At 69.9% G+C, this 16,048-nt stretch carries 12 protein-coding genes; 4 read left to right on the top strand and 8 right to left on the bottom strand.

Annotated features, from left to right (window positions below; translation table 11 throughout):
• Positions 1 to 10: 10 nt before the first annotated feature.
• The gene (locus tag IE317_RS05380) at positions 11 to 2,353 is read left to right on the top strand and encodes a bifunctional salicylyl-CoA 5-hydroxylase/oxidoreductase (protein ID WP_191306922.1); all 2,343 of its coding nucleotides are present in this window, start codon (positions 11 to 13) and stop codon (positions 2,351 to 2,353) included.
• Positions 2,350 to 3,513, top strand: coding sequence for an acyl-CoA dehydrogenase family protein (locus IE317_RS05375; protein ID WP_191306921.1), 1,164 nt, complete (start codon positions 2,350 to 2,352; stop codon positions 3,511 to 3,513). Before IE317_RS05380 ends, IE317_RS05375 begins: the two co-directional genes overlap by 4 nt.
• Here the strand turns inward: IE317_RS05375 and IE317_RS05370 are convergent.
• From IE317_RS05370 to IE317_RS05335, 8 genes are all read right to left on the bottom strand, one after another.
• Entirely contained in the window at positions 3,461 to 4,084 is a 624-nt protein-coding gene (locus IE317_RS05370; RefSeq protein ID WP_191306920.1) for a DUF2306 domain-containing protein, read from the bottom strand. The genes IE317_RS05375 and IE317_RS05370 overlap by 53 nt on opposite strands.
• A 172-nt stretch (positions 4,085 to 4,256) precedes the next feature.
• Positions 4,257 to 5,660 carry a GH1 family beta-glucosidase gene (locus tag IE317_RS05365; RefSeq protein ID WP_191306919.1) on the bottom strand — a complete coding sequence of 468 codons (1,404 nt, stop codon included), beginning with the start codon at positions 5,658 to 5,660 and terminating at the stop codon, positions 4,257 to 4,259.
• A 35-nt stretch (positions 5,661 to 5,695) separates the two neighbouring features.
• The gene (locus IE317_RS05360) at positions 5,696 to 6,688 is read right to left on the bottom strand and encodes an ABC transporter ATP-binding protein (protein ID WP_191306918.1); all 993 of its coding nucleotides are present in this window, start codon (positions 6,686 to 6,688) and stop codon (positions 5,696 to 5,698) included.
• Positions 6,685 to 7,668, bottom strand: a complete 984-nt coding sequence (locus IE317_RS05355; protein WP_191306917.1) for an ABC transporter permease — start codon at positions 7,666 to 7,668, stop codon at positions 6,685 to 6,687. Before IE317_RS05355 ends, IE317_RS05360 begins: the two co-directional genes overlap by 4 nt.
• A gap of 1 nt (position 7,669) precedes the next feature.
• Entirely contained in the window at positions 7,670 to 8,650 is a 981-nt protein-coding gene (locus IE317_RS05350) for an ABC transporter permease (protein ID WP_191306916.1), read from the bottom strand.
• Positions 8,647 to 9,714 (bottom strand): ABC transporter ATP-binding protein, encoded by a 1,068-nt coding sequence (locus IE317_RS05345; protein ID WP_191306915.1) that lies wholly within the window; start codon positions 9,712 to 9,714, stop codon positions 8,647 to 8,649. The genes IE317_RS05350 and IE317_RS05345 overlap by 4 nt, the downstream gene beginning before the upstream one ends.
• A gap of 17 nt (positions 9,715 to 9,731) precedes the next feature.
• Positions 9,732 to 11,363, bottom strand: a complete 1,632-nt coding sequence (locus IE317_RS05340) for an ABC transporter substrate-binding protein (protein ID WP_191306914.1) — start codon at positions 11,361 to 11,363, stop codon at positions 9,732 to 9,734.
• 242 nt (positions 11,364 to 11,605) lie between these two features.
• Positions 11,606 to 12,793 (bottom strand): ROK family transcriptional regulator, encoded by a 1,188-nt coding sequence (locus IE317_RS05335; protein WP_191306913.1) that lies wholly within the window; start codon positions 12,791 to 12,793, stop codon positions 11,606 to 11,608.
• A gap of 132 nt (positions 12,794 to 12,925) precedes the next feature.
• Between IE317_RS05335 and IE317_RS05330 the strand changes: the two genes are divergently transcribed.
• Positions 12,926 to 14,161, top strand: coding sequence for an ROK family transcriptional regulator (locus IE317_RS05330; RefSeq protein ID WP_191306912.1), 1,236 nt, complete (start codon positions 12,926 to 12,928; stop codon positions 14,159 to 14,161).
• 633 nt (positions 14,162 to 14,794) lie between these two features.
• Entirely contained in the window at positions 14,795 to 16,006 is a 1,212-nt protein-coding gene (locus tag IE317_RS05325) for a glycoside hydrolase family 16 protein (RefSeq protein ID WP_191306911.1), read from the top strand.
• Positions 16,007 to 16,048: the final 42 nt, after the last annotated feature.

The following is a 16,048-nucleotide window of genomic DNA, read 5'->3' as shown; positions in this document are numbered from 1 at the left end:
CCTGGACGGCGTGCGAATCGCGGTCATCGGTGGCGGCCCGGCGGGTCTGTACTTCGCCGCGCTCGCGAAACAGCTCGGTCCCGGCCACGAAATCACCGTCTGGGAGCGCAACGCGCCCGACGACACCTTCGGCTTCGGCGTGGTGTTCTCCGACGAGACGCTCGGCGGCATCGAGCACGCCGATGCGGCCGTGCACGAGGCGATGAAGGCCGAATTCGCCCGCTGGGACGACATCGACGTCCACTACCGCGGCACGGTGACCACCTCGGGCGGCCACGGCTTCGCCGCGATGAGCCGCAAGCGCCTGCTCGGCATCCTGCAGAGCCGCTGCGGCGAGCTCGGCGTCGGCCTGCACTTCCGCGAGGAAGCACCGGCCGATCTCGAGGGGTACGACCTGGTCGTCGCGGCCGACGGCGTCAACTCCGCGATGCGCGCGCGGTACGCCGAGACGTTCCGGCCGAGTGTCGAGACCCGCCGGTGCCGGTACATCTGGCTGGGCACCGACTTGGTGTTCGACGCCTTCAAGTTCTACGTCCTCGACACGCCGGCCGGGATCATGCAGATCCACGGCTACCCGTACGGCCGCGACGGCAGCACGTTCATCCTCGAGGTGCAGGAGGACGTCTGGCAGCGGACGTTCGGGCCGATCGCGGCGACCTCGCTGAAGCCCGGCGAGAGCGACGAGAAGTCGATCGCCCTGATCCGCGAGCTGTGCGCCGACGTCCTCGACGGCCACCAGGTGATGGCGAACAACTCGAAGTGGGTCTCGTTCGGCACCGTCCGCTGCGAGACGTGGGTGCACGAGAACGTCGTCCTCCTCGGCGACGCCGCGCACACCGCGCACTTCTCGATCGGCTCCGGCACGAAGCTGGCGATGGAGGACGCGCTCGCCTTGGCGGCGTGCCTGCACGAGAACGACGGCGTGCCGGAGGCGTTGAAGGCCTACGAGCTGGAGCGGCGGCCGGTCGTCACGTCGACGCAGCGCGCCGCGCAGGCCAGCCTGGAGTGGTTCGAGAACATCGCGCAGTACGCCCACCAGGAGCCGCCGCAGTTCGCGTTCAACATCCTGACGCGCAGCCGCCGCGTCACCTACGACAACCTCCGCCTGCGCGACCCCGAGTTCGCGGCCGAGCTCGACCACTGGTTCGCCCGGTCGCTCGGGACGACGTCGCGGCCGCCGATGTTCCAGCCGTTCTCGCTGGGTGGCCTGGAGCTGCCCAACCGGATCGTCGTGTCCCCGATGGACATGTACTCCGCGGTCGACGGCGTGCCGGGCGACTTCCACCTGGTGCACCTGGGCAGCAAGGCTTTGGGTGGCGCCGGGCTGGTGATGACCGAGATGGTCTGCGTCTCCCCCGAAGGCCGCATCACGCCGGGCTGCGGCGGGCTGTACACGCCGGAACAGGAAGCGGCCTGGAAGCGGATCGTCGACTTCGTGCACGCGCAGACGCCGGCCCGGATCGGCGTCCAGTTGGGACACTCCGGGCGCAAGGGCTCGACGAAACTCATGTGGGACGGCATCGACGAGCCGCTGCCGTCCGGCAACTGGGAGGTCTGCGCACCCTCGGCACTGCCCTATTCGGACCGGAACCAAGTCCCGCGTGAACTGTCTACATCGGAACTGTCCGAGATCAGGGACCAGTTCGTCGCGTGCGCCCGTGCGGCGGCCCGCGCCGGGTTCGACGTCCTCGAACTGCACTGCGCGCACGGCTACCTGCTCTCGTCGTTCCTCTCGCCGCTGACCAACCAGCGGACCGATTCCTACGGCGGCTCACTCGAAAACCGGCTGCGGTTCCCCCTCGAAGTCTTCGACGCCGTCCGCGCCGCCTGGCCTCCCGAGCGGCCGATGACGGTCCGGATCTCGGCGACCGATTGGTGCGAGGGCGGCATCGACGCCGACGACGCCGTCGAGATCGCGCGGGCCTTCGCCGCGCACGACGCCGCGGGCATCGACGTCTCGACCGGGCAGGTCGTCAGCGAGGAGCGCCCGCAGTACGGCCGCAGCTACCAGACGCCGTACGCCGACCGGATCCGCAACGAGATCGGCGAGGAGTACGGCATCGCGGTGATCGCGGTCGGCGCGATCTCTTCCTACGACGACGTCAATTCGCTGATCCTGGCCGGCCGCGCGGACCTCTGCGCGCTGGGCCGCACCCACCTTTACGATCCACAGTGGACGTTGCACGCGGCGGCCGAGCAGGGCTATCCGGTGCCGTGGCCGAAGCCGTTCGCCGCGGGCAGCCGCAAGCCGCAGACGGGCCGCTCCGACGGACCGGAGCCGCGGCTCGACCTCGTCCGGTCCGGCCCGGCCGGCACCGCCCATGCCCGCTGGCGACCGGGAGCCTCCTCATGACTTTCACGCTGAGCCCCGAGCAGCAGGCGTTCGCCGCGGAGGTCCGGCAGCTGGCGGCCGAGCAGCTGCGCCCGCTCGCCGAGTCCGGAGTGGAGGGTGCGGTCAACCGCCCGCTGCTCAAGGCGATGGGTGCGCTCGGCCTGCTCGCGCGGCTGTTCCCCGGCGTCGCTTCCGGCACGCCGTCGAGGCAGGCGGCCGCGACGGACCTGTGCATCCTGCGGGAGAACCTCGCCACGGTGAGCACCGAAGCCGAGACGGCGCTGGCGTTGCAGGGCTTGGGAAGTTACCCGATCCTGCAGTCCGGACAGGACGAACAGGTGGCGCGCTGGCTGCCCGCGGTGGCGGCGGGCGACGCGGTGGCGGCGTTCGCGCTGACCGAGCCGGACGCGGGCTCGGACGCGGCGGCGCTGTCACTGGCCGCGGAGCCCGACGGCGACGGCTGGCGCCTCACCGGCGAAAAGATGTGGATCTCGAACGCTCCCGAGGCCGACTTCTACACGGTCTTCGCCCGCACGACATCGGGCGCGGGATCGCGCGGGGTGAGCGCGTTCGTCGTCCCCGCCGACCGTCCGGGCCTCGGCGGCGAGCACCTGGACCTGGTGAGCCCGCACCCGATCGGCACGGTGACGTTCGACGGCGTCGCGGTCCGGCGGGAGGAACTGCTCGGCGAGGAGAACCGCGGCTTCGCCGTGGCGATGCGGACCCTCGACCTGTTCCGCCCGAGCGTCGGCGCGTTCGCCGTCGGCATGGCGCAGGCCGCGCTCGACGCCACTGTGGACCACACCGGGTCTCGCGAAGCCTTCGGCGGGCCGCTGATCAAGCAGCAGGCGGTGGCGCACACCCTCGCGGAGATGGCCACCCGCACGGAAGCGGCGCGGCTGCTGGTCTACGCGGCGGCGGGCGCGTACGACGCGGGCGAGCCGAACCTCGGCGGCCGGGCGGCGATGGCGAAGCTGTTCGCCACCGAAGCGGCGCAGTTCGTCGTCGACTCGGCGGTCCAGCTCCACGGTGCCCGCGCGTTGCGGCGCGGGCACCTGCTGGAGCATCTGTACCGCGAGGTCCGGGCGCCCCGCATCTACGAGGGCGCGTCGGAGATCCAGCGGACGATCATCGCGCGCTGGCTGGCTTCTTCGGCGTCCGGTCGAGCCACCACTGGCTGAGCAGCAGCAAGGTCACGACGCTGAGCGAGCCCGAGAGGGTGGCCGCGTTGAGGATGAGCGTCTCCTTGCCCTCGATCCTCGGCATGAGCAGCAGGAACGAGACCGGCGACAGCGCCCGGGTCATCAGGGTGTTCATGCACATGGCGAAGCTGCGGATCATCCATTTCCGGTGATCGGCGAACCGCCGCTGCCGAACCGCCCGCCACCCGGCGACGGTGAAGCCCAGCCACAGCAGCGCGGCCACGACGTCGAGCACGGCGAGCACCGGCCCGAAGGGGCTCACGGCACCGATCGCCGCGGCCAGCACGGCAGAGGGGATCGCCCCGGCGAAGACGTAGACCCGCCCGATCCGGCGATGGGCCACCGGGTGCGTCCGGCGCAGCCAGGGCCAGATCTGCAGGATGACGCCGACGATGGCGATCGTCCCGAACGCGATGTGCGCGACGAGCAGCCAGTAGTGCGCGGCGAACCCGGCCGGTGCGGGAACCCGTGACTGCGCCGGGTCGAGAGTGAGGTAGGGCGGCACGGAGTAGGCGAGGAAAACGGCGACGACCAGGGCGAGCGGCGCCACCCAAGGCCGTCGCCACCACCTCGGCGTCGCCGCGGCAGGTGCGGGTCTGACTTCCGTGCGGACGGTCATGGCTTCCCCCCGAGGTCGGCTTTCGTCCGACGCTAGGGAAAGCCCCCGGCAGGAGCCATGGGGTGAGCCACCGCCACCGTGGTGGGGCTCACCCCACCGCCGTTCAGCTGCCCCGCACCCGCCGGACGGTGTCGCGGTAGAAGTACCCGCTCTGCTTGATCGTCCGCGCTTGCGTCTCGTAGTCCACCCGGATCAGGCCGAACCTCTTCGCGTACCCGTACGCCCACTCGAAGTTGTCCAAAAGGGACCAGGCGAAGTACCCGCGCACGTCCACTCCGGCCTGACGGGCCGCAGCCACCGCCGCGATGTGCGAGGCCAAGTACGCCGTGCGGCCGTCGTCGCGGACGAAGCCCGACGAGTCCGGGTCGTCGTCGAACGCCGAGCCGTTCTCCGTGATGTACATCGGGAGGCCCGGGTAGTCGCGGCCCAGCCGGGTCAGCAGCTCGGTGAACTTGCCCGGCAGGATCTCCCAGCCCATCGCCGTCGTCGGCTCGCCGAACGGGACCACCCGGGATGCCGGGACGCCGTCCGAGTCCACAGCGGACCCCGATTCGTCCACTCCGGAAAACTGCTGGCCGAAGTAGTAGTTGACGCCGAGGAAGTCCAGCGGGGTGGAGACGACCGACAGGTCGCCGTCCTGGACCGGCAGCCGCACCCCGCGGGCGGCCAGGTCCTCGACCACGTCCGTCGGGTAGCGACCGTGGACCAGCGGGTCCAGGTAGATCCGGACGCCGAGGCCGTCCGCCTGGCGGGCCGCGCGGACGTCCTCCGGGGAGTCCGTGGCCGGGTCGGCCGTGCACATGTTGAGCGTGATGCCGAACTGCGTGTCCGCCGGGGCCGCCTCGCGCATGCGCTGCACCGCCAGCCCGTGGCCGAGCAGCAGGTGGTGGACCGCGTGCATCCCGGCCGCGTAGTCACGGCGGCCCGGCGCCATCACGCCGTGGACGTACCCGTGCATCGCCGAGCACCACGGCTCGTTCAACGTCGTCCAGTGGCGGACGCGGTCGGAAAGCCGGTCGAACACCAGCATCGCGTAGTCGGCGAACCGGTACGCCGTGTCGCGCGCCGGCCAGCCGCCCGCGTCCTCCAGCTCCTGCGGGAGGTCCCAGTGGTACAGCGTCAGCCACGGCGTGATCCCGCGGTTCAGCGTCTCGTCCACGAGCCGGTCGTAGAACCCGATGCCCGCCTCGTTGACGCCGCCGCGGCCGCGCGGCTGGACCCGGGGCCACGCCACCGAAAACCGGTAGGTGTCCGCCCCGAGCTCCGACACGAGACCGATGTCGGACGGCATCCGGTGGTAGTGGTCGCACGCCACGTCACCGTTGTCGTTGTTGTCGATCGCCCACGGCTCCCGGCAGAACGTGTCCCAGATGGACGGTGTCCGGCCGTCCTCGGAGACCGCGCCTTCGATCTGGTACGCGGCGGTCGCCACGCCCCAGCGGAAGTCCGGCGGCAGGGTGTCGATCAGCGCCTGCTGCTCGGCGGTCGCGGCGGTGGTCTCGGTCAAGGCGGCTCTCCTCCAGGGGTAGCGGATACCGGCGTTCAGGAAGTGGCGACGGGATGCAGCCAGCACGCCACTTCGCGCGCCGGATCACCGGGCGTTCCCAGCAGCGGCACCCGGTCGGGACACGGCTCGAAGGCCTGGGGGCACCGCGGGTGGAAGGCGCAGCCGGACGGCATCCCGCGCGTGTCCGGCGGCGAGCCGGGGATCCCGGCCAGCTCGCGCCGCGGTCCCCGCAGCGCGGGGAACGAGTTCAGCAGGCCGTGGCTGTACGGGTGCAGCGCGTCCCGGTAGAGGTCGGCCGCCGGCGCCTGCTCGACGATCCGGCCGCCGTACATGATCGCGATCCGGTCCGAGAACTCCACCAGCAGCGACAGGTCGTGCGTGATGAACAGGACCGAGAAGCCCAGCCGTTCGCGCAGTTCCACCAGCTGGCCGAGGATCTGCCGCTGCATCACGACGTCGAGCGCGGTGGTCGGCTCGTCCATGATGACGATCCGCGGTTCCAGCGCGAGCGCCATCGCGATCATCACGCGCTGCCGCATGCCGCCCGACAACTGGTGCGGGTAGGCCTCCAGCCGGTCGGCCGAGATGCCGACGAGCTTGAGCAGGTCCTTCGCACGGGCGACGCGGCCCGCTTTCGTGGTCCGCGGTTCGTGCGCCTTGATGACGTCGACGAGCTGCGTGACCACCTTGTGCACCGGGTTCAGCGAGTTCATCGCGCCTTGGAACACAATGGACGTCTCCGCCCACCGGAAGTCCCGCAGCTGCTTGTCCGTCAGCTTGAGGACGTCGTACGGCTCGCCGTCCGCGGGGTGGTAGATCACCTCGCCGCCGCGGATCACGCCCGGCGGGGCGAGCAGCCGCGTCAGCCCGTAGGCCAAAGTGGACTTCCCGCTGCCGCTTTCCCCGGCCAGGCCGAGCACTTCGCCGCGGTGCAGCGTCAAGTGCACGTCCCGGACCGCGCGCACGGCCTCCTCGCCGACGCCGTAGTCGACGTCCAGGCCCTTGATCTCCAGCACCGGGTCCATCATGGCCGTTCCTCCCGCCCGAGCACGGGCGTGAAGCCCACCCGCATGCGATGCACCTTCCCGTCCGCACCGCGCACCCGCGCCTTGCCGCTGCCGCGCAGCCGCGGGCTGACGAACTCGTCGATGCCGAAGTTGAGCAGGGACAACGCCGTGCCGAGGATGGCGATCGCCAGCCCGGCCGGCACGAACCACCACCACGCGCCCTGCGCGAGGGCCTGCTGGCTCTGCGCCCAGAACAGGATCGTGCCCCAGTTCCAGTCGGACAGCCCGGAGACGCCGACGAAGGCCAGCGTGATCTCCGACATCACGGCGAAGATGACCGTGCCGACGAAGCTGGACGCGATCACCGCCGTCAGGTTCGGCAGGATCTCGAAGAAGATGATCCGCCACGTCGATTCGCCGGTGGCCCGGGCCGCCTCGACGTATTCGCGGCCTCTCAGTGACAACGTCTGCGCCCGGAGGACCCGTGCGCCCCACGCCCACGACGTGAACCCGATGATCACCGCGACCAGGATGTCACCGCCGGTGGGCACCGCGCTGCCGATGATGATGATCAGCGGCAGCGCGGGGATCACCAGGAACACGTTGGACAGTGCGGAGAGGCCTTCGCCCGGGGTGCCGCCGAGGTACCCGGACGTCACGCCGACGATCACCGCGAGGATCGTCGCGACGATCCCGGCGGCCAGCCCGACCAGCATGACGCTGCGCGTGCCGACCACGACCTGGCTGAAGATGTCCTGGCCGAGGTGGGTGGTGCCGAACCAGTGCCGTCCCGACGGCGGTTCCAGCAGGTCGCTGCTGCGTGCCGACGGGTCGTACGGCGCGATCCAGTCGCCGATCACCGCGATGACCAGGAAGAAGCCGATGACGGCGACGCCGGTCACGGTCTTGCCGCCGGTGAGGAACCGGAAGCGGCGCCGGCGCGCGACCGCTTCGAGCGGGAGGGCCTGGGCGGCCTTGACGTCCGCCGCGGGTACGGCCATGTCAGCCCTCCTTCCGGGTGCGCGGGTCGAGCGCCAGGTAGGCGACGTCGGCGAACAGGTTCGCCACCAGCACCGACAGCGTGATGATCAGGAAGATGCCCTGCATCAGCGGGTAGTCCTGCGAGCCGACGGCCTGGAACAGCTGGTAGCCGACACCCGGGTAGGAAAAGACGATCTCCACCAGCAGGGTGCCGCCGACGATGAACCCGAGGGCCAGCGCGAACCCGGACACGCTCGGCAGCAGCGCGTTGCGCGCGGCGTACCCGACCATCACCCGGCGTTCCGGCAGGCCCTTGGCGTGCGCGACGGTGACGTAGTCCTCCGACGCGACGGTGACCATCATGTTGCGCATGCCCAGGATCCAGCTGCCCATCGAGCTGATCAGGATGGTCAGCGCGGGCAGCAGGCTGTGCTGGATCGCGCTGCCGATGAACGCCGGGTCCCAGCCCGGGACGGTGCCCGGGTCGTAACCGCCGGACGACGGGAAGAAGCTGCCCGGGCCGGCCAGCAGCGCCAGCGCGATCAGGCCGAGCCAGAAGTACGGGATCGACGAGAGGAACGTCGTCACCGGCAGCAGGCCGTCGACCCACGAGCCGCGCTTCCAGCCGGCGACCACGCCGAGCCCGGTGCCGACCGCGAAGCCGACGACCGTGGTGATGCCGACCAGGATGATCGTCCACGGCAGACTGTCGGTGAGCAGGTCGGACACCGGCGTCGGGAAGAACGTGAACGAGATCCCGAGGTCACCGCGGAAGAGCTGGCCCCAGTAGTCGAAGTACTGGGAGACCACGCTTTCGTTCTTGTCCAGTCCGAACAGGACGTACAGCGACTGCATCGCTTCGGCGCTGATCATGCCCTGGTTCTTGGCGATCAGCGACTGCACCGGGTCGCCCGGGATCAGCCGCGGGATGAAGAAGTTGATGGTGACGGCGGCCCACGCGGTGAAGACGTAGAAGCCCAGCCGTTGCAGCAGGTACCTCATCGGGCGGCCCCGTCGTACAGCCAGCAGGCGGCCCAGTGACCGGACGCGTCGCCGACGTCGAAGCGCGGCGGCAGCTCGGTCTCGCACCGGGCCATCGCCACCGGGCAGCGCGGGTGGAACCGGCAGCCCGGCGGCGGGTCGATCAGGCTCGGCGGTTCGCCGGACCCGCGCTCCGCCGGCGTTTCCCCGGGTTCGGCGCCGCCGGCGATCCGGTCCGGGTCGGGGGCGGATTCGATGAGCAGCCGGGTGTACGGGTGCGCCGGCCGCTGGGTGATGGTCTCGCTGTCGCCGCCTTCGACCATGCGGCCCGCGTACATCACCATCGTCTCGTCGGCGAAGTAACGCGCGGACGCGATGTCGTGCGTGATGTACAGGATCGCCAGGTGCAGGCGTTCCTTGAGGTCGCGCAACAGGTTGAGCACGCCGAGCCGGATGGAGACGTCCAACATGGACACCGGCTCGTCGGCCAGCAGCGCCTCCGGGTCGGCGCCGAGCGCCCGCGCGATCGCGACGCGCTGGCGCTGGCCGCCGGACAGCTCGTGCGGGAACTTGTCGACGTACCGCTCGGGCGGGGTCAGCTGGACGCGCGAGAGCAGCTCGTGCAGTGCCTTCTCGAGGTCTTCGCCCGCCCGGCCGTGGATCTTCAGCGCCCGCGTCAGGTGGTAGCGCACGGTGTGGACCGGGTTCAGCGACGCGAACGGGTCCTGGAAGATCATCTGCACGCGGCGGGCGTAGGCGCGGAACGCCCTGCCGTGCTTGACGTTCACCGTCTCGCCGTGCAGGCGGATGTCGCCGCCGGTGCGCGGGTGGAGGCCCGCGAGCAGGCGGGCGACCGTCGACTTGCCGGAGCCGGACTCGCCGACCAGGGCGGTGACGCGGCCGCGGCGGAGCGTCAGGGTCACGTCGTCGACGGCCTGGATGCTGCGCCGGGGACCGGTGAGGGCGGCCCGGCCCTTGCGGCGCACCGGGAAGTGTTTGGTGAGGCCCGTGGCTTCGAGGACCACGGGGAGGTCCCCCTCCGACCCGACGGCGACGGGGTCGGAGGGGGACTGCTCGGTCGTCACGGCTGAATCCGCCATCGTCAGGCCGCGGGCTTGAGGTGCAGGACGATGTCGAGGGCGTTGCGCAGCGTCGGCTGGGCCGGCGCGTACGGGTTGGCGTCGTCCGGCCAGCCGACCCAGTTCTTCGTGCTGTACTCGCCGCCGGAGTTGGCCGCCGACGTGGGGATCATCGGCTGCTGCTCGATCATGATCTTCTGCAGCGTCGCCATGGCGGCGGTGCGGGCGGCGTCGTCCTCGGCGTTCGCGTAGGTCTCGAGGGCCTTGGTCGCCTCGTCGTTCTTGTAGCGGCCGTAGTTGCCGTTGATGCCACCCTGGCCGGTCGGCTTGTAGCGGTTGCCGTCCATGACGTCGCGGTACATGTCGTACGGCGTCGATCCGTCGTTGGTCCAGTGCATCAGGCCCTCGAAGTCACCGGTGTCGACCGACTTCATCCAGGCGTCCTGGTTCATCTTCTCGACCGTGGCGGTGATGCCGATCTGCGCCAGGTTGTCCTTGATGATCTCCAGGTCGGTGACGTAGTCCGACCAGCCCGACGGGACGGTGAGCTTGATGGTGACCGGCTTGCCGCTCGGGTCGGTGAGCTTGTCGCCGGCGAACTGGTAACCGGCGCCCGTCAGCAGCGACTTCGCACCCGGGACGTCGACCTGGACCGTCTTGCCCTTGTACTCCGGCGCGATGAACGGGTCGCCCGCCGGGGTCGGGATGCCGGTGACCTGGTCGTTCTTCGGGTAGAAGTAGCCGGCCTCGCCCTGGTTGAAGATGTCGTCGCGGTTGATCACCTTGTTGATCGCCTGGCGCAGCTTCGGGTCGTTCCAGGGCGCCTTCTCGGTGTTGAACCACAGGCCGTGGACGGCCAACTGCGCGGGGAACCACAGCTTGTAGTGCTGCGGGTCCTTGTTGGTGTAGACGGCCTTGTAGTTCGGGATGAACACGAAGCTCCACTCAGAGGCCCCGTTGACCAGCGCGCTGACCTGCGCGTTGTTGTCGGTGTAGGAGGTGTAGCGGATCTCCTTGACCTTCGGCGCTTCCTGCCAGTAGCCGCTGTCGCGCCGCGTGACGATCATCGTCTGCGGGGTGGCCGACTTGAGCGTGTACGGGCCGGTGCCGATCGGGTTCTTCACCAGGTCGAGCGCCGGGTCCTTGACGTCCTTCCAGACGTGCTTCGGCACGACCAGGGTCTGCAGGATCTTGACCTGGTTGACGAACTGCGAGCCGTCGAAGGCCAGGGTGACCTGGTTGCCGGCCGCGGTGATGTCCTTGTACGGGACGGCGTCGACGTTCAGCGCCTTGTTGTCGCGCAGCAGCTGGAAGGTGTAGGCGACGTCTTCGGCGGTCATCGGCTGCCCGTCGGAGAACTTCACGCCGTCACGGACGGTCAGGACCAGCTTCTTGTAGTTGTCCGACCAGTCCCACTTGGTGGCCAGCCACGGCTTGCCCGGCTCCTGCGGCTTGACGCGGTTGAGCATGACGAGGGGCTCGTAGATCATCCACCGGTAGCCCATGTTCGACAGGGCGGACGTCTCCAGGAACGGGTTGTTGTTCTCCGCCTGGGGGCCGTCCGGCTTGCCGACGGTGAGCACGGCGTCCGGGTTGCTCTGGGCCGCGTTGGAGCTTCCGCCCGAGCAGGCCGTGAGGCCGCTCAGTGCAGTCATGGCTACGAGCGCTGCGACGATGGAGCGCTTGACTCGCATCGGTTCCTCCTGGTCATCGACGACTACGTGCTGTCGACTGGTTGCGAGCCCCGACCGCCGGCGACCGAACGACGTCCCGAAGTCAACCCGGGTGACTCGGGTCACGTCAATAACACCGCGGTAACTTTTTGGACCTAAGTTTAAGTTCTGAAAGAATAGCGGTCTAGACCTATTTTTGGATCATTCCTTGCCAGGCAAGGGATTCAGCCGATGCGGCCGCCGTTCGCGAGCAGCTGGGCGATCGGCAGGGTCGCAGCACCCAGCGCGACGGCCTCGGGCCCGAGCCGGCCCAGGACGACCTCGGTGCGCTCGGCCAGGTAGTCCAGGGCGTGCCGCTCGACGGCGTCCCGGACCGCGGGGAGGATCGCCTGCCCCATGATCGCGCCCGCCGAGCCGGAAAGCACCACCCGATCGGGGCTGAGCAGGTTGATCAGGCTGGCGATGCCGATGCCCAGGTACTCGCCGGTCTCGGCCAGCACGTCGGCGGCGGGGCCGCCGCCCTGGGCTTCGGCGACGATGTGCGCCAGCTCGACGTCGCTTTCGTCCCCGATGACCGGTTCCTTGCCGACGCGGGCGGCGTAGTGGCGGACGACCGCCTCGGTGCCGACGTAGGCCTCCAGGCAGCCGTGCGAGCCGCACCGGCAGGCCGCCCCGGCCGCCTTGACGACGGTGTGACCCCACTCGCTGGTCGTGATGCCGGGGTGCGACCGCCCGGCCGTGGCGACGGCGGCCCCGACGCCGACCCCGAGCAGTGCGACGATGGCGCGTTCGGCGCCCCGGCCGGCCCCACGCCAGGTCTCGGCCTGGCCCAGGGTGCGGGCGCGGTTGTCCAGGTGCAGGGGTGCCTGGATGTGCGGGTGGATCAGCTCGGCGAAGTCCACGCCTCGCCAGCCGAGGGTGGGCGCGTGCACGATCCCGCCGTCGCGGACCGCGCCCGGCACGCCGATGCCGACGCCGAACACCACGTCCGGATCGCCGCCTTCGAGCACTTCGGCGATGCCCGTGCGCACCAGACCGGCCACTTCCTCCGGGTCGAGACGGGTGCCGACGAGCGGGTGGCGCACGGTGCCGAGGGTGCCGAGCGCGCAGTCGAACAGGCCGACTTCGACGTGCGTCTCGCTGACGTCGACGCCCACGACGTGCCCGAAGCCGGGCCTCACGGCCAGCAGCGTCCGGGGCCGTCCGCCGTCCGATTCGACCGATCCGGCCTCCGCCACGACGCCGTCCGCGATGAGCTCGGAGACGACGTTGGTAACGGTGGCGGCCGACAGACCCGATTCAGCTACCAGTTCCAGTCTGCTGACGGGACCGCGGAGGTAGAGCGAGGAGAGCAGCGCCGCGCGGTTGTGCCGCCTGAGGTCACGGGTCGTCTGGCGCACCACCTGGGTCACCGGGAGGATTCTGCCAGATCGCGGCCCCGCCACCATGGGTTCGGGACTTAGTTCACCACTTAATACATAGCCACAACTTACGGCGATCAGGCATCCTGTCAGTGAGCCGGTAAGAAGTTAGATGGGTTGCCCATGGCGAGCAAGCGCACCACCGTCCGTGATCTGCGGCGGCACAACCGATCCCTGCTGCTGTCGAAACTGTACTTCGACGGCCCGCTGTCGAGGCACGAACTCAGCCAGCTCACCGGATTGAGTGCCGCCACGGTGAGCAACGTGACCGCCGAACTGGGCGAAGAACGCCTGATCACCGAAGCCGGCCAGGTCGAATCGGACGGCGGACGGCCCCGGGTGCTGCTGCGGGTGGACCCGGCGTACGGGCACGTCGCCGGCGTCGACATCGGCGAAACGGGCGTCAAGGTCGAGCTGTTCGACCTGGCGATGAACCGCCTGGCCACGGTCGAGCACCCCCTCCCGAAGGCCCCCGACCCGGCGACGGCGGTCGAGCAGGTGACGTCCGGGCTGCGGGAGGTGTTCGCGAGCGCGGGCATCGACGAATCGGGTGTGCTGGGCGTCGGCATCGGCGTCCCGGGCACGGTCGAGCAGGGCACGGAGGTGCTGGTCCACGCCCCGACGGTCGGCTGGGACGGCGTCCCGTTCGCTTCGCTGTTGCACGACGCCGGCGTCCGGTTGCCGCTGTTCATCGACAACGGCGCGAAGACGCAGGGCCAGGCGGAGATGTGGTTCGGCGCGGGCCGGGGGGCGCGCCACGCGGTGATCGCGCTGATCGGCTCGGGCGTGGGCGCGGCGGTGGTGACGGACGGAACGACGTACCGAGGCTCGACGAGCAGCGCGGGCGAGTGGGGCCACACGACGATCGCGTACGGCGGCCACGAGTGCCGCTGCGGCGCACGCGGCTGCCTGGAGGCGTACATCGGGGCGGGCGCGGTGCTGGCGCGGTACCGCCGGGCACGCGGCAAGGACATCACGGGTGAGGACGAGCAGGCCCAGTTTTCGGCCCTGCTGTCGGCGGCACCGAAGTCGAAGACGGCAGCGCGCGTACTCGACGAGACAGCGGGCTACCTGGGCGCGGGCATCGCCAACTTGATCAACCTGTTCAACCCGGAGCGCATCGTGATCGGCGGCTGGGCGGGCCTGGCCCTGGGCGAGCAGCTGCTGCCGACCATCCGCGCGGCGGCGGCCGGGCACGCCCTGCGGCACCCGTTCAGCCAGACATCGATCCAGCTGGGCTCCCTGGGCTTGGACGCGGTGGCCACCGGGGCGGCGACGCTCCCGGTGGCGGACCTGCTGGAGCAGGGAGCGACCTCGAGGCTCGCCAAGCCGGGAGCCCCGGACTCCGACGCGGCGTGAGCGCCAGGTGAACCAGGCATAGCGGGGCCCGCCCAGGACCCACCCTCCCAGGGGGTCCATCCCCGCTCCAGCGTATCGGCACGCCCCGACAGAAACCGGCGCAAACCCCTACTCGGCCCGCCTTGTCCACAGCCCGACCCAGTTGTGGACGCGAACAGGAACCGACGAGCACCCAGACCTCCCCGCACCCCGATCCGAAGCCACGACAGGGCCGGCGGCGCCGGGTCAAGGCACGCTTTCCCGCCTTGACGCGGTGCCGCCGGCCGTAGTCACAAGGACAGTTTCGGGGTGCCGAAAGGCCACGACCGAACTGCCACCGGGCCCCGCACACCAGAGTGCCCCGCTGAGCGGGACCCAGCACAAGACCCGCAACCAGTCACCCACCACCCCTTAATTCGGGTTGAAAAAAATGACCCGCGCGACTGTTGCCCGCCTTGTCTGGACCATGCATACTTTGTTGCCAGACACAACAAAGCGCCCGCCGGTGCTCGCCACGTCCGACCCCGCCCAGGACCGCGAGCGCCGGCTGATCGGCCGCGCCTGCCGCCGCCCCGGCACGCGAGGCCACCTCCCCTCCCCGCGTTCCGTGCTGCGCGCGGAACGCCGTTCCCCACGGTGAAAGAGGAGACAACGATGTCCCCCTTGAAAAAGAACCGCTGGGCGGCACTCTTCGCCGCCTGCTCCCTGCTCCTGCTCGGGCAGCAAGCCCTCACGATGACCCCGGCCGAAGCGGCCGCCACCTTCACCGACGACTTCAACGGTCCCGCGGGCGCCGGCGTCGACGGGTCGAAGTGGCAGCTCGAGACCGGCGACAACGTCAACAACCACGAGCGGCAGTACTACACCTCCGGCACCAACAACGCCCAGCTCGACGGCCAGGGCCACCTCGTCATCACCGCCAAGAAGGAAAATCCCGGCAACTACAACTGCTGGTACGGCCGCTGCGAGTACACCTCCGCCCGGCTCAACACCGCCGGCAAGTTCAGCCAGGCTTACGGCCACTTCGAAACGCGCATGAAACTCCCGCGGGGCCAGGGCATGTGGCCCGCCTTCTGGATGCTCGGCGGCGGGAACTGGCCCACCGACGGCGAAATCGACATCATGGAGAACGTCGGGTTCGAGCCGAACACCGTGCACGGCACCATCCACGGCCCGGGATACTCCGGCTCCGGCGGTATCGGCGCGGCCTACAACGGCCCGAACTTCTCCGACGACTTCCACACCTACGCCATCGACTGGGCCCCCAACCAGATCAAGTGGTACGTCGACGGCAACCTCTACCAGACGCGCACGCCGTCGGACCTCAACGGCAACCGCTGGGTCTACGACCACAACTTCTTCATCATCCTCAACCTCGCCGTCGGCGGGTACTGGCCCGGTGACCCCAACAGCAGCACGCAGTTCCCGCAGCAGCTGATCGTCGACTACGTCCACGTCACCAACACCTCGAGCAGCGGCGGCGGCCGGACCGGCACGATCACCGGCATCGGCGGCAAGTGCGTCGACGTCGCCGGCGCGAACACCGCCAACGGCACGCCGATCCAGATCACCGACTGCAACGGCAACGCCGCGCAGAACTGGACGATCGGCACCGACGGCACCATCCGGGCCCTCGGCAAGTGCATGGACGTCTCCGGCGCGGGCACCGCGGACGGGACAGCGGTGCAGCTCTACGACTGCAACGGCACCGCCGCGCAGAAGTGGGCCATCTCCGGCGCGAAGGACATCGTGAACCCCAACGCGAACAAGTGCCTCGACGCCACCGGCAACTCCAGCGCGAACGGCACCCGCCTGCAGATCTGGACCTGCACCGGCGCCGCAAACCAGAAGTGGACCACTCCCTGACCCCACCCCTCGTGAGTGCGTAACAGTGTTCTAACACTGTTA

Source organism: Amycolatopsis bullii, assembly GCF_014654205.1.
Taxonomy (GTDB): domain Bacteria; phylum Actinomycetota; class Actinomycetes; order Mycobacteriales; family Pseudonocardiaceae; genus Amycolatopsis; species Amycolatopsis plumensis.
Note: the sequence above shows the minus strand (reverse complement) of the source record. Positions and strands in the feature narration are given on the sequence as shown.

Bases quoted from the DNA above. Each gene is read 5' to 3' on its own strand.
- IE317_RS05350 (WP_191306916.1), bottom strand. From the start codon at position 8,650: ATGAGGTACCTGCTGCAACGGCTGGGCTTCTACGTCTTCACCGCGTGG.
- IE317_RS05325 (WP_191306911.1), top strand. From the start codon at position 14,795: ATGTCCCCCTTGAAAAAGAACCGCTGGGCGGCACTCTTCGCCGCCTGC.
- IE317_RS05330 (WP_191306912.1), top strand. From the start codon at position 12,926: ATGGCGAGCAAGCGCACCACCGTCCGTGATCTGCGGCGGCACAACCGA.
- IE317_RS05340 (WP_191306914.1), bottom strand. From the start codon at position 11,363: ATGACTGCACTGAGCGGCCTCACGGCCTGCTCGGGCGGAAGCTCCAAC.
- IE317_RS05360 (WP_191306918.1), bottom strand. From the start codon at position 6,688: ATGATGGACCCGGTGCTGGAGATCAAGGGCCTGGACGTCGACTACGGC.
- IE317_RS05355 (WP_191306917.1), bottom strand. From the start codon at position 7,668: ATGGCCGTACCCGCGGCGGACGTCAAGGCCGCCCAGGCCCTCCCGCTC.
- IE317_RS05375 (WP_191306921.1), top strand. From the start codon at position 2,350: ATGACTTTCACGCTGAGCCCCGAGCAGCAGGCGTTCGCCGCGGAGGTC.